Annotated in this window: 21 protein-coding genes; 7 read left to right on the top strand and 14 right to left on the bottom strand. The window is 58.2% G+C overall.

Going from position 1 to position 19,510, the window contains the following annotated elements:
* The first annotated feature begins 98 nt into the window (after positions 1-98).
* From map to RYC17_RS10250, 4 genes are all read left to right on the top strand, one after another.
* A complete protein-coding gene (gene map / locus RYC17_RS10235; protein ID WP_002554731.1) occupies positions 99-881 on the top strand; it encodes a type I methionyl aminopeptidase in 783 nt (260 codons plus the stop codon).
* A 50-nt stretch (positions 882-931) separates the two neighbouring features.
* Positions 932-3,628: a [protein-PII] uridylyltransferase gene (locus RYC17_RS10240; RefSeq protein WP_058399653.1), complete on the top strand. Its 2,697-nt coding sequence runs from the start codon at positions 932-934 to the stop codon at positions 3,626-3,628.
* 51 nt (positions 3,629-3,679) lie between these two features.
* Positions 3,680-4,873: a succinyldiaminopimelate transaminase gene (dapC, locus tag RYC17_RS10245; protein WP_316902930.1), complete on the top strand. Its 1,194-nt coding sequence runs from the start codon at positions 3,680-3,682 to the stop codon at positions 4,871-4,873.
* Between the two features lie 133 nt (positions 4,874-5,006).
* On the top strand, positions 5,007-5,852 hold the full coding sequence (locus tag RYC17_RS10250) for a matrixin family metalloprotease (RefSeq protein WP_058399651.1): 846 nt from the start codon (positions 5,007-5,009) through the stop codon (positions 5,850-5,852).
* A gap of 161 nt (positions 5,853-6,013) precedes the next feature.
* Here the strand turns inward: RYC17_RS10250 and RYC17_RS10255 are convergent, their stop codons facing one another.
* A complete protein-coding gene (locus RYC17_RS10255) occupies positions 6,014-6,244 on the bottom strand; it encodes a hypothetical protein (RefSeq protein ID WP_058399650.1) in 231 nt (76 codons plus the stop codon).
* 621 nt (positions 6,245-6,865) lie between these two features.
* Between RYC17_RS10255 and RYC17_RS10260 the strand changes: the two genes are divergently transcribed.
* On the top strand, positions 6,866-7,504 hold the full coding sequence (locus tag RYC17_RS10260) for a hypothetical protein (protein ID WP_058402173.1): 639 nt from the start codon (positions 6,866-6,868) through the stop codon (positions 7,502-7,504).
* Between the two features lie 21 nt (positions 7,505-7,525).
* Here the strand turns inward: RYC17_RS10260 and RYC17_RS10265 are convergent, their stop codons facing one another.
* From RYC17_RS10265 to RYC17_RS10325, 13 genes are read right to left on the bottom strand one after another with little or no spacing between them, the layout of a single operon-like run.
* A complete protein-coding gene (locus tag RYC17_RS10265; protein ID WP_316902933.1) occupies positions 7,526-8,770 on the bottom strand; it encodes an SGNH/GDSL hydrolase family protein in 1,245 nt (414 codons plus the stop codon).
* Complete coding sequence (locus RYC17_RS10270; protein WP_316903098.1) at positions 8,767-8,946, bottom strand: hypothetical protein; 180 nt, start codon at positions 8,944-8,946, stop codon at positions 8,767-8,769. The genes RYC17_RS10265 and RYC17_RS10270 overlap by 4 nt, the downstream gene beginning before the upstream one ends.
* 56 nt (positions 8,947-9,002) lie before the next feature.
* Positions 9,003-9,533, bottom strand: a complete 531-nt coding sequence (locus RYC17_RS10275) for a DUF2514 domain-containing protein (RefSeq protein ID WP_316902935.1) — start codon at positions 9,531-9,533, stop codon at positions 9,003-9,005.
* Positions 9,530-10,075, bottom strand: coding sequence for a glycoside hydrolase family 19 protein (locus RYC17_RS10280; protein ID WP_316902937.1), 546 nt, complete (start codon positions 10,073-10,075; stop codon positions 9,530-9,532). The genes RYC17_RS10275 and RYC17_RS10280 overlap by 4 nt, the downstream gene beginning before the upstream one ends.
* Before the next feature lie 60 nt (positions 10,076-10,135).
* The gene (locus RYC17_RS10285) at positions 10,136-10,504 is read right to left on the bottom strand and encodes a phage tail protein (RefSeq protein WP_316902939.1); all 369 of its coding nucleotides are present in this window, start codon (positions 10,502-10,504) and stop codon (positions 10,136-10,138) included.
* Positions 10,501-10,830 carry a hypothetical protein gene (locus tag RYC17_RS10290; RefSeq protein WP_122280973.1) on the bottom strand — a complete coding sequence of 110 codons (330 nt, stop codon included), beginning with the start codon at positions 10,828-10,830 and terminating at the stop codon, positions 10,501-10,503. Before RYC17_RS10290 ends, RYC17_RS10285 begins: the two co-directional genes overlap by 4 nt.
* Positions 10,827-11,672 (bottom strand): hypothetical protein, encoded by an 846-nt coding sequence (locus tag RYC17_RS10295; RefSeq protein WP_227447917.1) that lies wholly within the window; start codon positions 11,670-11,672, stop codon positions 10,827-10,829. The genes RYC17_RS10290 and RYC17_RS10295 overlap by 4 nt, the downstream gene beginning before the upstream one ends.
* A gap of 26 nt (positions 11,673-11,698) precedes the next feature.
* Positions 11,699-12,385 carry a hypothetical protein gene (locus RYC17_RS10300; RefSeq protein WP_122280972.1) on the bottom strand — a complete coding sequence of 229 codons (687 nt, stop codon included), beginning with the start codon at positions 12,383-12,385 and terminating at the stop codon, positions 11,699-11,701.
* Positions 12,385-12,693: a hypothetical protein gene (locus RYC17_RS10305; RefSeq protein ID WP_316903100.1), complete on the bottom strand. Its 309-nt coding sequence runs from the start codon at positions 12,691-12,693 to the stop codon at positions 12,385-12,387. Before RYC17_RS10305 ends, RYC17_RS10300 begins: the two co-directional genes overlap by 1 nt.
* 8 nt (positions 12,694-12,701) lie before the next feature.
* Entirely contained in the window at positions 12,702-16,196 is a 3,495-nt protein-coding gene (locus RYC17_RS10310) for a host specificity protein J (protein WP_316902943.1), read from the bottom strand.
* 54 nt (positions 16,197-16,250) lie between these two features.
* On the bottom strand, positions 16,251-16,838 hold the full coding sequence (locus RYC17_RS10315; protein WP_005747032.1) for a tail assembly protein: 588 nt from the start codon (positions 16,836-16,838) through the stop codon (positions 16,251-16,253).
* A complete protein-coding gene (locus tag RYC17_RS10320; protein WP_316902946.1) occupies positions 16,835-17,617 on the bottom strand; it encodes a C40 family peptidase in 783 nt (260 codons plus the stop codon). The genes RYC17_RS10315 and RYC17_RS10320 overlap by 4 nt, the downstream gene beginning before the upstream one ends.
* Before the next feature lie 2 nt (positions 17,618-17,619).
* Positions 17,620-18,318 carry a phage minor tail protein L gene (locus RYC17_RS10325; RefSeq protein ID WP_005747034.1) on the bottom strand — a complete coding sequence of 233 codons (699 nt, stop codon included), beginning with the start codon at positions 18,316-18,318 and terminating at the stop codon, positions 17,620-17,622.
* Positions 18,319-18,481: 163 nt separating this feature from the next.
* Between RYC17_RS10325 and RYC17_RS10330 the strand changes: the two genes are divergently transcribed.
* Positions 18,482-18,790, top strand: coding sequence for a hypothetical protein (locus RYC17_RS10330; RefSeq protein ID WP_316902948.1), 309 nt, complete (start codon positions 18,482-18,484; stop codon positions 18,788-18,790).
* A gap of 96 nt (positions 18,791-18,886) precedes the next feature.
* Positions 18,887-19,492: a hypothetical protein gene (locus tag RYC17_RS10335; protein ID WP_316902950.1), complete on the top strand. Its 606-nt coding sequence runs from the start codon at positions 18,887-18,889 to the stop codon at positions 19,490-19,492.
* Positions 19,493-19,510: the final 18 nt, after the last annotated feature.

Genomic DNA, 19,510 nt, shown 5'->3' on the forward strand with positions numbered 1-19,510 from the left:
TGCCTATAGAAGGAAGCGATGATTACCCGGCACTGGCGGTCTGATAGAATTGCGCCTTTGCGCACCAACCGCGTGCCAGCCACGCCGAGAGATTCTGTATGACCATCACCCTCAAAACCCCGGAAGACATCGAAAAGATGCGCATCGCCGGTCGCCTGGCCGCCGATGTACTGGAAATGATAGCGCCTCACGTAAAGCCCGGTGTGACCACCGAAGAGCTGGACCGCCTCTGCCACGATTACATCGTCAACGAGCAACAGGCGATCCCTGCCCCGCTGAACTACAAAGGCTTCCCCAAGTCGATCTGCACCTCGATCAATCAGGTGGTCTGCCACGGCATCCCGAGCGACAAGAAGCTGAAGAACGGCGACTCGCTCAACATTGACGTTACCGTCATAAAGGACGGGTACCACGGAGACACCAGCAGAATGTTCCATGTCGGCACCGTTCCGGTATGGGCCGAGCGCCTGTCGAAAGTGACTCAGGAATGCCTGTACAAGGCCATCGAAATCGTCAAACCCGGCACTCGCCTGGGTGACATCGGCGCGGTTATTCAGAAACACGCTGAAAAGAACGGCTTCTCCGTTGTTCGGGAGTTCTGTGGTCACGGCATCGGCAAGGTGTTTCATGAGGAGCCGCAGGTCATGCACTTCGGCGAGGCCGGAACCGGTATCGAGCTGCAGGAAGGCATGACCTTCACCATCGAGCCGATGATCAACCAGGGACGCCCTGAAACCAAGATTCTTGGCGATGGCTGGACGGCGATCACCAAGGACCGCAAGCTCTCGGCGCAATGGGAGCACACGCTGCTGGTAACCGCCGACGGTTACGAAATCTTCACTTTACGCAGCGACGACACTATTGCACAAAAAGCCCCCTGACCGGAGGCTGCACGACTGAACACCCGACCCGACGTGAGGAATACTGCTCCATGCCGCAAGTAGATCCAGACTTGTTCGATCGTGGCCAGTTCCAGGCCGAACTGGCCTTGAAAGCCAGCCCCATCGCTGCGTTCAAGAAGGCTATCCGCAGGGCGAAAGACGTCCTCGATGATCGCTTCAAGTCGGGGCGCGACATTCGGCGACTGATCGAAGACCGGGCATGGTTTGTGGATAACATCCTGCAGAAGGCCTGGGATCAGTTCGAATGGAGCGAAGACGCCGATATCGCCCTGCTTGCAGTGGGCGGCTACGGGCGCGGCGAGCTGCACCCGTACTCGGACATTGATCTGCTGATCCTGCTGGACAGTGATGACCACGAAGTTTTTCGCGAACCTATCGAGCGGTTTCTGACGCTGCTCTGGGACATCGGCCTGGAGGTCGGGCAAAGCGTGCGCTCTGTCAATGAATGTGCGCAGGAAGGCCGTGCCGACCTGACTGTCATCACCAACCTGATGGAAAGCCGCACCATCGCCGGCCCCGAGCATCTGCGCCAGCGCATGCTGGAAGTCACCAGCACCGAGCACATGTGGCCTAGCAAGGAGTTCTTCCTCGCCAAGCACGCCGAACAGAAAAAGCGTCATCACAAGTACAACGATACCGAATACAACCTGGAACCCAACGTCAAGGGCTCACCCGGCGGCCTGCGCGACATTCAGACCATTCTGTGGGTTGCGCGACGCCAGTATGGCACGCTGAATCTGCACGCACTGGCAGGCGAAGGCTTCCTGCTGGGCAGCGAAAACGCCCTGCTCGCCTCCTCTCAGGAGTTTTTGTGGAAGGTGCGTTACGCGCTGCACATGCTGGCGGGACGCTCCGAGGACCGGCTTCTGTTCGATTATCAGGTCCGCATCGCAGGCTTGCTGGGCTATGAAGACAACGATGCAAAGCTGGCCATAGAGCGTTTCATGCAGAAGTATTACCGCGTGGTCATGAGCATCGCCGAACTCAGCGATCTGATCATCCAGCATTTCGAAGAAGTGATTCTTTCCGACGACAGCGGCACAGCACAGCCGATCAATTCGCGCTTCCAGCTGCACGACGGCTATATAGAAGCCACCAACCCGAACGTCTTCAAGCGCACCCCATTTGCCATGATCGAGATCTTCGTGCTCATGGCCCAGCATCCCGAGATAAAGGGCGTGCGCGCCGACACCATTCGTTTGCTGCGTGAACATCGGCACCTGATCAACGATGATTTCCGTAACGATATTCGTAACACCAGCCTGTTCATCGAGCTGTTCAAGTGCGAGATAGGCATTCATCGCAACCTGCGCCGAATGAACCGCTACGGCATTCTCGGGCTGTATCTGCCGGAATTCGGCCATATCGTCGGGCAGATGCAGCACGACCTGTTCCACATCTATACCGTCGATGCGCACACGCTGAATCTGATCAAGCACCTGCGCAAGCTGCAATACACCGAAGTCTCCGAAAAATTTCCGCTGGCCAGCAAAATCATGGCTCGCCTGCCAAAGCCGGAGCTGATCTACCTGGCCGGGCTGTACCACGACATTGGCAAGGGCCGCGGCGGCGATCACTCTGAGCTGGGCGCAATAGATGCACAGGCGTTCGGTACGCGCCATCATCTGCCCGACTGGGACACCCGCCTTATTGTCTGGCTGGTGAGCAACCATCTGGTCATGTCGACCACCGCACAGCGCAAGGACCTTTCAGATCCACAGGTCATCCACGATTTCGCCCAGTTCGTTGGCGACGAAGTGCATCTGGACTATCTGTATGTGCTGACCGTTGCCGACATCAACGCGACCAACCCGACCCTCTGGAATTCGTGGCGCGCCAGCCTGCTGCGCCAGTTGTACACCGAGACCAAGCGCGCCTTGCGCCGTGGCCTGGAAAACCCGGTTGATCGCGAGGAGCAGATCCGTCGCACCCAGACCGCAGCGCTGGACATCCTGGTACGTAACGGCACCGACCCTGACGATGTCGAGCAACTCTGGTCAGCGCTGGGAGACGATTATTTCCTGCGCCACACCGCTGGCGACGTCGCCTGGCACAGCGATGCCATCCTGCAGCAGCCAGCCGACGGCGGCCCGCTGGTGCTGATCAAGGAAACCACACAACGGGAATTCGAGGGCGGCACGCAAATATTCATTTACGCCCCGGACCAGCATGATTTCTTCGCTGTGACCGTGGCGGCGATGGACCAGTTGAACCTGAACATTCATGACGCGCGCATTATCACGTCCAGCAGCAAATTCACCCTCGACACCTATATCGTCCTCGACAACGAAGGTGGTTCGATCGGCGACAATCCGGAACGCGTTCAGGAAATCCGCAACGGCCTGACCGAAGCGCTGCGCAACCCGGATGATTACCCGACGATCATCAAGCGCCGCGTGCCTCGCCAGCTCAAGCATTTTGCTTTCGCACCGCAAGTCACCATTCACAATGACGCCCAGCGCCCGGTGACGGTACTTGAACTACTGGCACCTGACCGCCCCGGCCTGCTGGCGCGCATCGGCAAGATCTTCCTGGAGTTCGATCTGTCATTGCAGAATGCCAAGATTGCGACCCTGGGCGAACGCGTGGAAGACGTGTTCTTCATCACCGACGCGAACAATCATCCGCTGTCCGACCCACAGTTGTGCAGCCAGTTGCAGGACGCAATCGTCAAGCAACTGAGCGTCAACTCAGAGCCCGGCCATGACTTGCGGATCAGCATATGAGCACTCGGCCAAACGAATCGACTCAACGCAGCCCATTGAGGAACACCCCACATGAATAACGCGATGCAACTGCTTCAGCCTTACCCTTTCGAGAAGCTGCGCGCCTTGCTGGCCGGCGTAACGCCCAACCCGGAAAAGCGCCCTGTTGCATTGTCGATTGGTGAGCCTAAGCACCGCTCACCCGATTTGGTCGCCAAGACACTGGCAGACAACCTCGATCAGATGGCGGTTTACCCGACCACGCTGGGTATCCCGGCGCTGCGCGAAGCCATTGCCGGCTGGTGCAACCGTCGATTCGGCGTACCACAGGGCTGGATCGATCCGGCACGCAATGTATTGCCGGTCAATGGCACACGCGAAGCGCTGTTCGCCTTCACCCAGACAGTGGTCAATCGTAGCGATGACGGCCTGGTGATCAGCCCGAACCCGTTTTATCAGATCTATGAAGGCGCCGCCTTTCTGGCCGGAGCCCAGCCTCACTACCTGCCATGCCTGAGCGATAACGGTTTCAACCCCGATTTCGACGCAGTCAGCGCGGACACCTGGAAGCGCTGCCAGATCCTGTTCCTGTGCTCGCCGGGTAACCCGACCGGAGCACTGATTCCGGTTGAAACCCTGAAAAAACTCATCGCCCTGGCCGATGAACATGACTTTGTCATTGCTGCGGACGAATGCTACAGCGAGCTGTACTTTGATGAGCAGACCCCACCGCCTGGCTTGCTCAGCGCCTGCGTCGAGCTGGGTCGCCAGGATTTCAAGCGTTGCGTGGTGTTCCACAGCCTGTCCAAGCGTTCCAACCTGCCAGGCCTGCGTTCAGGTTTTGTGGCCGGTGATGCCGACGTTCTCAAGGCCTTCCTGCTGTATCGCACGTATCACGGCTGCGCCATGCCGGTACAGACTCAACTGGCCAGCATCGCTGCCTGGAATGACGAGGATCACGTACGCGCGAACCGGGACTTGTACCGTGAAAAATTCGATGCCGTGCTCGACATCCTCGCGCCAGTGCTCGACGTCCAGCGCCCGGACGGGGGTTTTTACCTATGGCCGAATGTCGGCACCGATGATGCTGCATTTTGCCGAGACCTGTTCATCGATCAGCATGTGACTGCAGTACCGGGTTCATACCTTTCCCGCGAAGTGGATGGCGTCAACCCGGGTGCCGGCCGGGTTCGCCTGGCGCTCGTGGCACCTTTGGCCGAGTGCGTCGAAGCCGCCGAACGTATCCGCGCATTCCTGAGCAAATAAAAAGCCAAGCTTCAGGAATACAGCCCCGCCGCCTGCGTTGTGCGGCGGGGTAATTAGTTACCACCTGCTACACCCTGCACAAACGTACCTTCAACCTTCATTTTTCAGGCTTCCTGAAAGGAAGCGAACTACGATGAAGGTCAACCCCATGTCCGCACCCACCACACAGGGCATAAAGCTGCCTGCATCCTGCGCCATGCGCAGTGCAACGAATCATCAAGCCTCGTACGAAACCGCCATTCGCGAAAACCCAGCCAACGCGGCAATCACTCCCACTTACGAATCAGAAACAGGCTATGACACCGAGGAGTCAACGCGCATGGCACGTCTTCTGGTGTCGTTCAGCAAATACTGGGCACGCGGTCGGACTCTGAAAATTCTTTTCCAGAAAGACCCTCCTGCCATTCTGACGACACCCATCGTCGACGCTGCGAAGAAGTGGCTGCCTCACATAAGTCTGAAATTCGAGTTTGTGACAGGCGGGGCCAGCGATATTCGAATCGGCTTCAACGAACATCTGAACTGGAGCGCCATAGGCACTGATGCCCTGTTGGCCGAGCAGAATGAAACCACCATGGAATTCAACGTCAAGGAGCTGTACACGGCAGAGCTGAAACCCATGCCGGACTTGACGCGTATCGTGCTCCATGAATTCGGGCACGCCTTGGGAGCAGTTCACGAGCACCAGCATCCTCAGGCAAACATCCCCTGGAACGAATCGCTTCTACGCCCCCTGCTTTTGCAATCCGGATTGACTGACGAAGAAATCAATACCAATTTTTTCGACAAGTACGAAGCTGCTGATTTCTACCATTCGGCTTACGACCGTGATTCTGTCATGCATTACGATATTCCCAACGGCCTGACCCTTGGCGACTTTGAAATTATCAACACAGGCAAGACGCTCAGCCCTGACGACATCGAAGTGATGGGCTCCATATACGGGGACCGGAAGAACTCAAAGTTTGAAACGCGGTGACAGGACATCGCAAAGAAAATACTGATCGTCAGGCAGTGACGCGCAAGCAGTGCCTGCAGGGCGCTGGCCGACAGCCCTGCGGAACTCGCCAGTAACCGGATTTGAGCCATCGCGCCACGTACTTCACCCCGTGTGGCGCGATGGCTTTACAGCGATACCGGTCACTGTCGTGTTCGCAATTTTTCCGCAACCCACCCGACCGCCCAGCTTACCGGGTCATGGGACTGCATGGGCAGCAACGGCTTTCCTTCACGGGCGGCCAGCCTGCCTTGCGTCTCAGCCTCACCATGAATCCAGATCGTACTTTGCTTGAACCCCTCGGCACGTTGACGTTCCCTGTAATAACGTTGCCGGACAAGCGCTTCTTGACGCTTTCTCTCTTGTTCAGACATAACGCACCCAGCCTTTAAATGGAAAGCAATAATTGCCCGCCCGGGCTTGCCACTCAAGCGTGGAAGGGTGAAGTTTTCTTAATGACAGTTAGGGTTATTATCTAGTTTTTGTTCAGTCTTTGTACCAGCGCTGTCACAACACGATGCGGTCTGACGTGGCATAATACCCGGCTAAATTGCGAGGAGAGAAAGTGGGGAGTATCGAGCAAGATCAGCCACCCCACCCCAAAACGATGACTTACACTCTATTTGGCATCAAAGCCTGGAATACCCCGATAAATCCCCAATATCTTTTTTAAATCAAATAGTTACATAGAAAAAAGCTATATTTTTAACCGTTCTTTTCCACCTTTACTATCCCAATGAAATCAGATGTTTATGGTTGCGTTTTGGGGAAGATTTAGAAGTAAAGCACACGCAACTAGCCCTCCCCCGGCGTCCTGCCGACGAACACCACTCCCCAAATCCGAAACACTCAACTACTGTATGCACATACAGCAATTGAGAATCACTCCCATGAACGAGAGCAACAGCTCAGAAGCATTGGCCGAATGGCACAGAAGGCTCAACGATAGGAGGCAATGGACGAACCCTGCATTCACTTACCGGTTTCTGGCACGCATGGCCGAAGACATGCAGGCTGGCGGGCTGGTCGATCCATTGGAGCGCTTTGAGCTCTTCGAACTGGCCAGCGCCGCTTTCTGCCACTTCACCGAGGAAGGAAACCACGAATGGCGGCATCAGGCGTCGGACTATCTGGCCTACAACAAGGGCGGCGTCGTAGTCGGCAGCCTGCTGAACTCCCGATACGTGCTTCATGAGGCCGACCAGTCGCCCTACCATGCCGCCCACTTCGCCTTTCTCGATGAGAAAAACGACCTCATCATGAGGGATTACAAGAGGTACGGCGTGCTTGAAGGTCGCTACATCTATACCGAAACCGGCCAGACGCTGACGCTGGTTGAGCAATCCAGGCAGATCAACGGCGTGAGCTATCAACGCCTGAGCGATGAGGATCAATATCGAGCGCTTGTCGATGCCTCAGCGATAGCGCTCGACCAAGGCGACTTCAAGGCCTACGTTTCGCTGTGGGAGCGTCATAGCTACTCGATATTTATCAGATGCCTTCACTGCCTGGATGGATTCGCGGTGCGTGACGATTGCACGCACTGCGATGGACGAGGCTTTATCGAAGATCCGGAATGCCCGAACAAGCTGCCGCAGTCACTCAGCCGCCCAAGAGGCGTTGCGACAGAGTAACGGCACGCCCACCCCGCCCATCTACACCTTGCGTATCCCGAACTGCGCTGCCTTGACTGTCGAGTCCTGCGGTACACCTGCCGCCAGGTACAGGCCCATGCGTGAAGTGATCGTGGTTTCGCTCATGTCAATTGTGCCGCGCTGTGTTTCCAATGCCCCGGAAAAGCTGGCCGGCATGGTGAAAGGCTCTTGGTACTTGTCCATTGACCGATAGTAGAACGTGGACGACGCGCCGTTGACCGTCTTGGTGATGGTCAACTCAGCCTCCCAGGCTAGGATGCCGCGCGACGACCCCATGATTTCCGTCGCCGACACCATTTCGATAACGTCGCCGGCCGCCAGGTTGGTCTGTACCACGTTGGCCGTAGGTTGCATGTAGATGTAGCCGCCCGCCGTCGCCATGTTGCCACGCAGCTCGATGCACTGCGCCTCACCATAGGCGGCAGGCTCCTTGTACCAACGCGTCGTGATCCCGGTCAGACCAGAGCCAACGGCTTTGTAGCCGTCCGCCAGCACTGACCCGGCCACAGCATTCACGCCCGCCGGTAGCGCGCCGCCAGTGCCCGCCAGCAGAGGGTTGGCATTGAGGCAGCCGAACGGGCGGATGGCCGAGTAGACGTCGCCAGCGTCCGTGGGTAGCGGGATGCCGGGGAATTCGAAGTTGGCGGTGATGATCGGTACCACTCGCGAACTGATGAACTCAGCACCCAGGATGTTGGGATGCAGGCCCTCGACGGTCATCGCTTCGGTGAAGCCGTCCCAAATATTCACGACCGGTACGAACTGGCTGACATAGCTCAGCACCCAATCTTTGTAAGCGATCGCATCGGCCAGCGCCTGCCCGGTCAGCGCCTTGCTACCGAAGCGCGGCGTACCAGTGCCGACGATCAGGTACTTGCCAGGCGTGTTCAGGAAAGCGGTGACGATCTTCATCACGTTGGCTTTGGAGTCCGCCAGCGTCATGCCCGCAGTCGTGCTGTCATTGGTTCGGGATGGCAGCATCCACAGGTCGGCGGTGGATGAAATGATGCATGCCGGCAGGCGAGCCATGAATTGACCGGTGTGGTCGCCGACCTTGCCCTGGTTGTCGACATAGCTGGGAAACAGGCCGGTGCGCGCCGCGATCCAGCCCGCATAGCCATAGACCTCGGTACCGAACACCGTCGCCCCGATGGTGTGGCAGTTGCCCGAGAAGCTATCGCCGAGCAGACCCAGGCCGCGCCGGATCGGTTGGCGACGTGGAATTGGGTTGACCAGAAGGCTCATGCGTAGACCTCAAATGAAGCGCCAGCTGCGGGCACATAGCGGATCGTCGCGGGCGGAATGCTCAGCTGATAGCCACCGTCTTTCCAGAACGTGTCGGTGGTGATCCAGTTATCACCGGCCTGGATCTGGACCGCCACCGACCCGCCGTTCGCTTTCACTGCCAACGTCACTTTCATCGTGCGGTCGTAGGTTTCTTGCTTCGTTGCTGTCTGCACAGTGCTTCCCCGGCGGCCTACGGTCTGGCTGAATTGGTGGTGTTGGATAGCTCTTCGACAAAGCGGTTACATGCCAGCCCGGCTATTCGGGCCGAGTCAGCATATTTAGCGAGCTCTCCCGCTCGCGCGTCAGACCTGCTGAGCAGTTCGGAGAGCACCATGGCGGCGCGGTTGGCTGCTTTGCCTCGCTGGGCAGAGCCGGTATCGCCGGGGGCGCAACTGGTGGCGGCTGCCAGCTTTCCGGCTTCGACGCGCAACCGCTCGCCAGCAGCGTCAGCGACAGCAGCATCAGTAAGCGCAGCGGTCTGTTCTTGTCTTGCATCGTTTGCCACCTGGTTGGCCGCTTTCTGGCGGCGTTGTTCTTCGGTTCGGTACTCGGTGGTTGTGCTGGCCACCGCTTCGGATTGGACCTTGCTCTGTTCAGCCCACTTCGCCTGCCATGCCAGATCGGTGACGGTCACGCCGTGCCGGTATGCGCCGTACAGCGCACCGGCCAGCGCCAGCAGGATCAGCAACAGACCGATACCCCGCCACGGCACGGCCTTCACGCCAGCACCTTCAATGCTCGCTCATACAGCGCCTGCCGGTCAGCCAAGCCATTCGTACCGCCGTTGATGCGCTTGGTGATGGTCAGAAAGTCACCTTTGTCTGCCAGCGTGTTGAGCCCGGCCCGGTGCCAGAACCATGCCGCCGACATCGCGGCGTGCTGCGGCAGCTCGAGCAATTCGGGATGGTTGATCAGGTCCAGGCCCAGCGCTTCGCCGCATTCCTCGTAGTTGGCACGCCCCGTCACCTGGATCAGGCCCCGCCCACGGTACAACTGGCCGTCGCCGTCGGCCTCGGGTGTGTTGCCAAGCCGCTCAGCCAGCTTGCCGGTGTCGTACTTTGACAGGTAGTCGTTGCCGCCCAGCTCGCGCACGTAACGCAGCTGGCCGGACTCATGGCCGACCTGGGCGATGAACGCCGCGATGCGTGGCACCGTAACGATCTGGTACTTGCTCATGGCTGTGTTGAGGACGGGTGCAAAAACGCCGGCTTTCTGGCCGGCGTTCGGGAGGATCTGCAGTAGCTGCTGCGTGGTGATGGACATTCGGTTTTCTCCGGGCAAAAAAATACCCGCTCAATGGCGGGGTTCGGTGGCAGGTTTACGTCAGGCCAGTGGCTCTTCCACCAGCATGGGCGCGGCGGCGATCTCTGGAACAGCAGGCGCGACCGGCCAGACCGGTGCCTGATACCACGTAGGCTGTGCCGTGACCTTGCCCAGCGCGAACTTGTAGGCTTTCCACGCCTTGAGGATTGGCGCGAGCGCTGACGCTTCCTCTTCTTCCTCTTCGCTTGCATCCCCTGCCTCGATGCCATAGCCCAGTGTTTCAATGCGGTCCTGGATGCGGACTATCTGAGCGACCGCAGTGCTGTTGCGGGCTGCAAGATCAATCTTCGCCAATGCGAGATCGCGCGCGGCCTGAGCGGCATCCTTCATTTCCTTGGTAATCAGTTGTGACCAGTCGATATTGCTCATTGCCCGGATACCTCGTCGGCAGGTGGAAGAGGAAGCGGCTTAGGGAAAGCCACGGGGCCATCGGGGATATTGATCAGGTCAGCCGGAGAGGCTTGCTCCTGGCTGTAATTGGCGGGAAGCGGTAGCCACATCGTCATGATCAACTCACCGCCTACCCGATCAACATCACTGAAAAACCACTCCGATCTTATGGCAGATACCGGCAGGGTCGCCCCCTCTGGCATGGTCGAGAAGTCGAACTCCTCGCCATTGACTACGAGAACGTCACCCCTTTTCACTACTTCAAGCGTTCCCTCACGACGCTGAGGAGAAAGTTTTATAATCATTCGAACCACCTGCCTATTGCGACCCAGTCCATAGTTGCCGTTGCATTTTGACCGGGACTCATCATATTTAAATACCCGACTGATTGGTTACCATTTGCGGGATATGCCGGCCATGAAAAGGATCCGGTCTGCGCGCTTGTAGAGCCCAACAGTCGAGGCCTGCTTGAGAACGTTATCGGGTAGCCGATAGTTATGGTTCCTGAGTAATAGAAGCCGCCGAACGGGTTATTTGCAGTAAGGTTTTCAACTGATCCCTCACAAACTGCCATGCCACTGGCAAACTTGGTGTATCTGCGGCCCGATATGGTTCCTGATTCAATAATAGCGCCGGTCGGAGTTCCGCCTGATTGGGATACGGTGCCCAGAATTGGCGCGACCGCTGCCGAGTTCAGTCCCAGTGCACTACGCTGTGCTCCCTGGCTGTTCGCCGCCAGAAGCACCCTCGCCTGCGCTGGGAAATCTGTGGTTGCCATCGCGTCAGGCGCGGTGAAGTACACCAGCTTGTTGGCACCACCGGTCACCGCTGCCAAGGCATTGATCGAAGCGGCAGCCGCGAGCGAGCCGAACTTGTTGACGAGCGCCCTTAACTGGTCGGCTGCCTCTTTAACGTAACCCTGCAACGGGGCCAGCATGTAAATGCCTGCACCAACAGTCGCACCCTGATAAGCCGGGTAAATCGACAACGCAGTGTCACTGGAGATATTGATCACTTCATACCAGTTGCCATCGGGACCGCGAAAGCCATCGCCGACCCGACCACCTGAAATGAAAGCGGTATTACTGCCAATTACAGCATTCGAATTTTGGGTAACGGAAACCGTCCCCGTTTTTAGCCAAGGCATAATTTTTACTCGGTTAAATTAGGTAGTCAGACATTCATCTTTGCGAAGACTGCCGGCAGAAAGAATGCGGTAGGGTTGGCTGCTGCGATGGTAATTGCGTACAGCTTGCTGTTAGGAAAGTCCCACCAACAGTAAAGCGCCCTTGCTATCGTACTGCCTGAATTCAGCCCCATACCGAAAGAGTTAATCAACAGGTATTCGTTCTCGGGAAAGTTGAACGGCACTGAGTAATAGCAGCGCACAAGGTTCTGAGCGCTGTAGTCGAACTTCTCGTAATTCCACGATTGAAAAGAACGAGTAAAGTTTGCACTCGACGTTCCAGAATCAAAAAGCAGATTGGTAGCCCCGTCCCAGAGCCGCATTCCGAAATCGGCCACCGGCTGCGCAGCGAACTGTGCGACGAAGTACCGACCATTTGGCTGCGCGGTATTCACGTCGTAGGCGCGCACGTAGAAGCCTGTCCAGTTCCCGGCAGCGCCAATCAATCGCATGGCACAAAGCCCAGCCACCGCATTTACAGTATCTGGTCGCACAAACACCAACGGAGGCTCTTGGGAGGTAACTGGCCGAGGAAAGTAAGTTGTCGAGCCGAGTCCGCTTTCCTCCGTTGGCTGAAAGCGACCCGATGCGATGACCATCAGCCGCGCATATTGAGAATCGAGAACCACCACATTGCTGTTGTTAGAAAACTCCAGGCCGTATGCATCCGCCATTATGAAAACCTCATCACGATCAGTCGCATGGTTCCTGTGGAAACAGTGCTCGACCCGTAGGTCCGCGTGTGGTTGTAAACCCTAGCGATACCGTCAACGAGTTCTGTTTCGTGCTGCCTCTGATTGCCGTCGTAAGCGCCTGCCGGAATCACGATTGCCACACCGTTACCCGGCCCGACGCCCGGCACAGCAAAGTCCTGGCTGGTCTTTGTTCCGCCAGAGAAGGTAACGAGCGTCGACAACACAACCCGGATCGTGAACGAATTTTCGTCCAGCTGAAGCGCAGCATCTGCGCCCCATACCCTCATCCCGTTGCTCATTCGCTGAGGTCTCCCAACTGCACACGCTTGACGTTGTTGGCGTCGTACACGCGTACCGATCTGTTGGTGACCACCAGCCTGCCGCCAGCAGCGCCTGATCCATTGATCTCCAGCGTCCCATCCTTGCGCAAGATCCATCCGCGCTGCCCGGCCACGTAGTCGGTCGAGCTGATGAAACTGCCGATCTTGGCGTTGGTGATCGTGCCGTCCATGATGAACGTAGGCCCCAGGAACAGCTGGCCGTTCTGGGCAACGAATGGTGTCGAGATCGCCCCGCCAGCCAACGAATTGACCAATGCGAACCGGTCCGCCGACATGAGGATCTGGCTTTGCACAATGCCACCGACACTTTCAATACCGGCGGCGATCGCGGCCATTACGTATTGTCCGTTCGACGTGACCTGCAGCTTCACCGTGTAAGAAGCCGAGAGCCTTCCATCCAGACTGGCCACTGCCTGACTGGTTTGCTGGACTGCTGCAGTGTTCGAACCGACGGTAGCCTGTAGCGTCTCGGTAGCGGTGACCAGCGCATCATTTTGACTCGCCCGAACCACGACCTCGCGACTGTAGGCAGCCTGGGTGTCCCACAGCTTCAGGGCTCCTTGAAGGTCCCCTTCCCCGTCATCCTCACGGTAGGCAGCGCTCAGGGACTGCGTGCTCGTGGCCTGTGCCGTGATCACGCCTTCCAGCTCTGATATCTCGTTGCTATGGGTTGCCACCTGCCCGGCAAGGCCGTTGGCGGTCTGGAGCAGGTCGCCGACGTCCTCCCAGTAAGCGGCATTGGGCGGCGAAGTGTTGACCGGCACCGCCTGCTCTGCTTGATAGATCCGACCGTCAACAACGACCATCTGACCTTTTTCATAGGTCAGGTCTGGGTCGTAAGCCTTGAGGCCATCCAGTGCATCGATCTGGCCTTGCAGGCCGTCAATCTTGTCCAGCAAGCCCTGGCCAAGCTCGGTTTCTCCTATCTGACCGGCGATCATTTCAAGAATCGGTCCAGCATCACTGCTGGTCTGTCCCATCACGCCTATACCGGTCGGATACCACGGCCCCACATTGCCGGTCCTGTCCACCAAGCGCGCCCAGAAGAAGAAAGTCACGCCCGCCAGCAGGCCTTGCATGATGTATTCAGACTGCGGGTAAGCCAGGTCGCTAAGCTTTGTGGCCTTGGCCAGGTCGGTCGTCTGGCTGTACCAGATTTCAGTGCGCTGCGTGTCCTCTGCGCCTGGCGGAAAAGTCCACTTGAGCGCGATGCCGAACAGCAGCGACGTGGCAGTCAGTGAAGCTACGGCGGGCGGCAAGCTGGTCTTGCCCTGCAAGTTCGTCAGCAGCGACGTAGCAGGCAGCGACGACACATTCAAAGCGCTGACAGCGCGCACCCTGGCCATGTACTGACCGGAATAGATACCCGGCACATCCACCGACTGCTCGCCAGTGCGCGGCACCTTTACCCACTCGCGCGAGCCCCAGCGCCATTCCACGTCATACGCAACCGCGCCTGGCGCAGCGTCCCAGCTGATGGTCATGTTGGTGACGGCAATACCCTGCTCGATCACGACGTGCTGAGTCACAAACACAGCGCCCGGCGCAGCCTGCACGCCCACTGGAATGCCGCTGATTGGGCGGATATCCACCACAGCGCCGAAGTCGATGGCGTCAAACTTGCTCGGTTCGTGCTGGATGCACTCGAGCTGGTACTGGTGCCATTCCGGGCGCGTGATGTTGCGCACCAGAAACTGCATGGTTTTCAGGTCGTCGTACTCGAGTATCCATCCGCATTCGGCTTCTGGCACTTCGCTGAAGCTGGCGGCGACAGTTACCCGTCGTCCGGTGAGCGAGGTGATAACCCGTGCCTCGGTCTTGCCGCTGGGCAGGTTCACCCGCAGCTTGGCACCGGTCGGAAGATCGATGTCACGGTCAACGGTGATGACGCGCCCCGCCACCGTACTGATCCGCCCGCCGTTCGCACGACCGGCCAGCATTGGATCAGCCACGGCAATGATCTGCCCTGTCTTCGGAATGCCGCCATCCAGGCCGACGCGGAAGGTCGCGGGCCTTGTCTGCGTCTGTTCGGTGATCAGCGCATACTGGCCAGCACGCTGCGCCTGCCCGAGTGAAGTGCAGCCGTAGGCGTCCACCGACAGTTCGTTGACCGATCCAGATTCGGCCATCGCCACGTCATCAAAGACCGGCTCTTTGTCCGTCGCAAAACTCTGGTCCGGGTTGTCCCACGTCACCATTGCCAGGTTGTGGCGGTCGCGCGCCCGGGTGCCCGAATACTGGATTTCACCATTGTTCAGGATCTGCGACGGGTTGTAGGTGTAGACCGGGTCGCCTGGCATGTCGGCGTTGAACGTGATCTGACTGCCATCCCATGTGCTCATGCCGTGGAAGATGGCCGACAGGTCCTGCAGTACCGCATAGGCATCCGCCTGCTTTTGCAGGTAGATGTTGCAAGTCATTCGGGGGTGCATGCCGCCCATGCCGTTCGGCACCATCTGGTCGCAATACTGAGCAATGCGGTAGAGATTCCAGCGGTCCACCATCGTGGCATCGATCCGGTGCCCGAGGCCGTAGTAAGGGTTCAGCGCCAGGTCGTAGCACACCCAGGCCGGGTTGTTCGTGTAGGCCTCTTTGAACGTACCGTCCCATATCCCGTTACTGGTGCCTGCGCCAGACGTGGCATAGGTCCGCGTCTCCGGGTAGTAGTTGGTGGGTACACGCACGATGCGCCCGCGCATCAGCACTGCAATCTTGGCGATATCGCCGCCAAACTGCTGGGCGTCATACTCAACACAGCCCACAGCGGTGAGTGGGAATTCCTGATCGCTGTCTACGACCTCGGCCACCGCCTCGACGAACATCGCGTCCTGAACCAGCGAGCTGTTGGCTTCTGGTGTGATCCGGCGTACGCGCATCGTCCAGCGGCTGCCCGCAGGCAGGTTAAGCCGATGGCTGCGCTCATATTTGGTGACGTTCTTGCGGTCTACGTAGTCCGCCAGCACCTGAACAAAAGGCCCGCCGTCAGTGGCCAGGTCAATCGCATAATCGATTCGTACGCCGTTGATGTTGCCGCTCTGGTCTTGCGACTGGAGCTGCGGCCAGCTGAAACGCACACGAAGCGCGTCAAGCACCGGATTGTTGATGGAGCGCAGATAAGGCGTGGTGCTGAGCAGCTGCTGGTTTACGTCGACTTCGTTGCTCGACTCGGCAATTCCCTCAAGACGCTGTTGGTTCAGCTCGCCATTGCGAAACTGCCACTTCACGCCCGGGAAGTTGACAGTGCCGTCCTCGGCCATTAGCGGCGTTCCGTCGAGCTTCACTGAACGCAGGCCGTCCACCGGGCCAACAATGGGTCCCCAGCTCCACAGATAGACGATGCGCGCGGTGGCAATGGAAGCTGTGCTGTTTAACGCAATCGTCGGCTGCTTCTGTGTGGACTCGCCGCCCTTGCTCCCGCGAATGCTTCGCGCTGCTACCGCACTTCCCATACCACCCCCAGAAAAAAGAAAACCCGCCGAAGCGGGTCTGGTGTTACCTGATGATCAAACCTGATCTTGTGTGTAAATCCCGCCTGACTCGACGGCACCGCCGATCTCTCGTTCGCCGTAGAGCACGGGATAGGGATTGCCTTGGGCAACGGTGGTCACCGCGCCCCCAAAGCCATAGCTGGGGTTGTTTCCATCATCGTTGTTGCTGCCGACGCTGGCAGTGGTCGTGGGTGAAAGCATCTGCACGACACCGCCCAGGCCGACGGCTGCACCACCAGCAAGAAGCGCCATACCAACGCCGGAGCTGAGGCCGCCCGTAAAAGCGCCAGCAACCACCAACGCCACACCGAGCACGACCTGAAACAGACCGGCCTGCTTGCTGCCTTGAATCAGCGGCACGATGCGGATATCACTGGTGTCGCTGCCCTGCATGTCGAATTCGGCTTCGCCAGCGTTGCGCTTGCCGCAGAAGACGCTGAACACCAAGCCGCGCTCTTCGCCGGTCCGCAGAAACTTCTCGAAGCCAGGCTTCATCGCGCACAGCGCGTTCACGGCGTCACGCACGCTGTGCACGTCGATGCGGTACTCGCGCCCGAAGTGCTTGCGCAGCACGCCGTACAACTTGATGGTGCGCATGGTCATGGGGTGTATTCCTTGTGTCGCAGGATCAGTTTCACGCGGTTGGCCATCGACCAGCCGTAGACCTCACGGGCAGCCAGGCGACCGGGCATGTGGTGGTAGATGAACGGACCAGAACCGCCCAGTGCAGGCGCGTCCTCGCTTTGCAGGCTGGCGTCCGAGCCGAGGTAGATAGCTGCGTGATTCGGGAAGTGGCAGGCCCTGCCCACTGTCGGGATCTGAAACACCAGCAGGTCGCCGCGCTGAGGCTGCTCGACCCTGACGAACCCGCAGGCCTCGTAGTTCTCTTCGTAGTGGCTGGGGCTGTCCGGATCTTCCCACCAGAGTTCCTTACGTTCGAAGTTCGGCAGAGGCAGTGAGGCCTCGCGGGCGTACCAGTCACGGCAGGCCGACCAGCAATCAAGCAGACCGTGCGAGAAGTCCCGGCCCAGCAACGGGGCCTGGAACCCGCTGGGCTTGAACCATTGAATGTCACCGCCGGGCCAGCCCACAATCGCCCAAGGCAATTCGTGCAGCTCACAGCTGACCAGATCGGTCATGCTCGGCGTGGCGGCGCGGTCCGGGTGGCTGTGCACGATGGCCAGCACCTCGCCCCTGTCTTCTGCCGCCGCAGCGTCGTGCTTGTCGATTAGGAAGTGCTGCAGCGGGTTGGTGGCCACGTTGCCGCACGGTACGTACTCACGTCCGGCATCCGTCTTGATCAGCAGCCCGCAGGCCTCGGCCGGGTGTGACTGCTCGGCGTGCGCCCGCATGGCGTCCTGAAGCTTTTGATTGATTCGCATGGTTACCCCTTGGCGATCAGGCTTGCGCCCATTGAGCCGCCGAACCGGCGGGTATTGCCGCGCAACTTGCAACTGCTCCACCAGCCCCCGCAGCGATCCAGCGCTGGGTTGTCAGTGGGTTCGTTCTTCTTATCGAACATCGCAGTGCCGGTGTACGCGCATGCCTCCTGGCGGTACTGACCACGCATGGCCCACCGGCACAGCTTGGTGATCTGCTGGGACGGAAGCTGCTGGCCTTCCATGTCGATGGGGCTGGAAAGCTCGAAACCGACAGCCGAAAAGTTCTCTTCGGTCTTCTGCTCGATTCTCCACAGGCTGGTGCGGCACTGGTCTGCGGCATCTGGGTTGCCCCCGTCGAAGTTCGCCGCATCAAGGAAGTGCTTGAACGTCTCGATCACCTTGAAGCTCGCGCCGGCCAGATCCTTGAACTGAAGGCATAGCGCCGAAACTGCACGCGGTACACCCGACAGTTCGTTGGCCAGCCTGAGCTTTGGCGTAGCTGGCCGGCCGTCGCCGCGAATGTCGAAGCCGCTGGCCTCGATCTGGATCGGGGAATACAGCTGGCCCTGCCAGATGATGTCGCCTTCATGCTCGTGCCCGTGGAAGCGCCAGAGCGTGGCACCAAGCCGTGTGGCATCCAGTTCGTACAGACGAATCTGGTTGCCGGGCTCCAGTTTCTGGATGTCCGCACTGTAAATCATGGTGGTTACCTACGAAAAACCCCGCACTTGGCGGGGTCAGGGGTTTGAGGTGTCGATATCTGAAACTGTCCACCCATACAGCGTGGATGGAATGCCAGTGGCGGGGCTGTGTGCGGAGTAGTAGCGTTCTGCCTCCGACGGATTGCTGAAACAAAGGGACGACATGAACCAAGCGAATGTGGATAGAGCTCAACGCATCAAACGCGGCACGCAAAAAGTCGGCCATGCCCATGATGAACGCCAAGCAGGGCGGGAAGTATTAAAGAAAGAGCTGGAAGACACAAAGCTGCCTGCGCGAAGCATTTGCGACATCCTAATTCCATTGCAAAACCCAAAAAAAAGCGCACGAGCTAATGTCGATCAGCGCGGCCTTGATGATCTAATCGAAAAAATCAAACGCTCAAATCAGAGCGATTTATGTGATGTCGCCGACGAGTGGAATCTCATCCACGATGTCCAGCCTGTACGTTAAGCGCCGGCTTCGATGAGCTATCTCCCTGTCCTTAGCCTGCAAACCCAAGGACTGGGATAGCGCCAATTTCGGCGCGTTTATGACCAGGAGGTCGATGTGAATGCACAGTACGGCTATCTTGCCGGCCCTAGCGATGCAATGAAGCAAGAAATTGGTCAGGTTGTGATAAACCATGCGTTATGCGATCAAGGGCTATACGGTCTTTTCGCAGCGATTTCCGGACTGAAAGAAAGTCAGTCCGTTGTAGTTACTCGATCACTGAAGCTCAAAGCTGGGGCGCTGCTTGATTTGCTCATTGCGTTCCGTAGGTCGAACGAGTCACTGATTTACCCAGCCCTCCTTTCGCGTATTGATTCATGTGTAGCTGACTACCGAAAGCTCTCAAACGCTCGAAACGTCATTGCTCACTGGCATTGGGGTTTATCACCGGAAGGTGAAGAGTCCGCAACGGCCACCAACTTCTTGAGCATGAACCACGGAAACGCTGCCGGGACACAGCTGTTCACCCTTCAGGCGCTCAAATCAATCTCACTTGGCCTGTTTCACGTCAACACTTTGATGATGACAATCGCAGCACTATCAGCTCCTGACGTTCCTAGCTTCGTGAAGGAAAAGGCGCTTGAATCGTTTGATGACACGTATGAGCGGGTGAAGGAAGCTCTGCTTGGCCTTCCAGATCTTCCGGATGAAGAGCTGACATGATCCTGTAAATGTCGTCCA

Origin of the sequence: Pseudomonas syringae group sp. J248-6, from assembly GCF_032586995.1 — a bacterium.
Lineage (GTDB): Bacteria > Pseudomonadota > Gammaproteobacteria > Pseudomonadales > Pseudomonadaceae > Aquipseudomonas > Aquipseudomonas amygdali.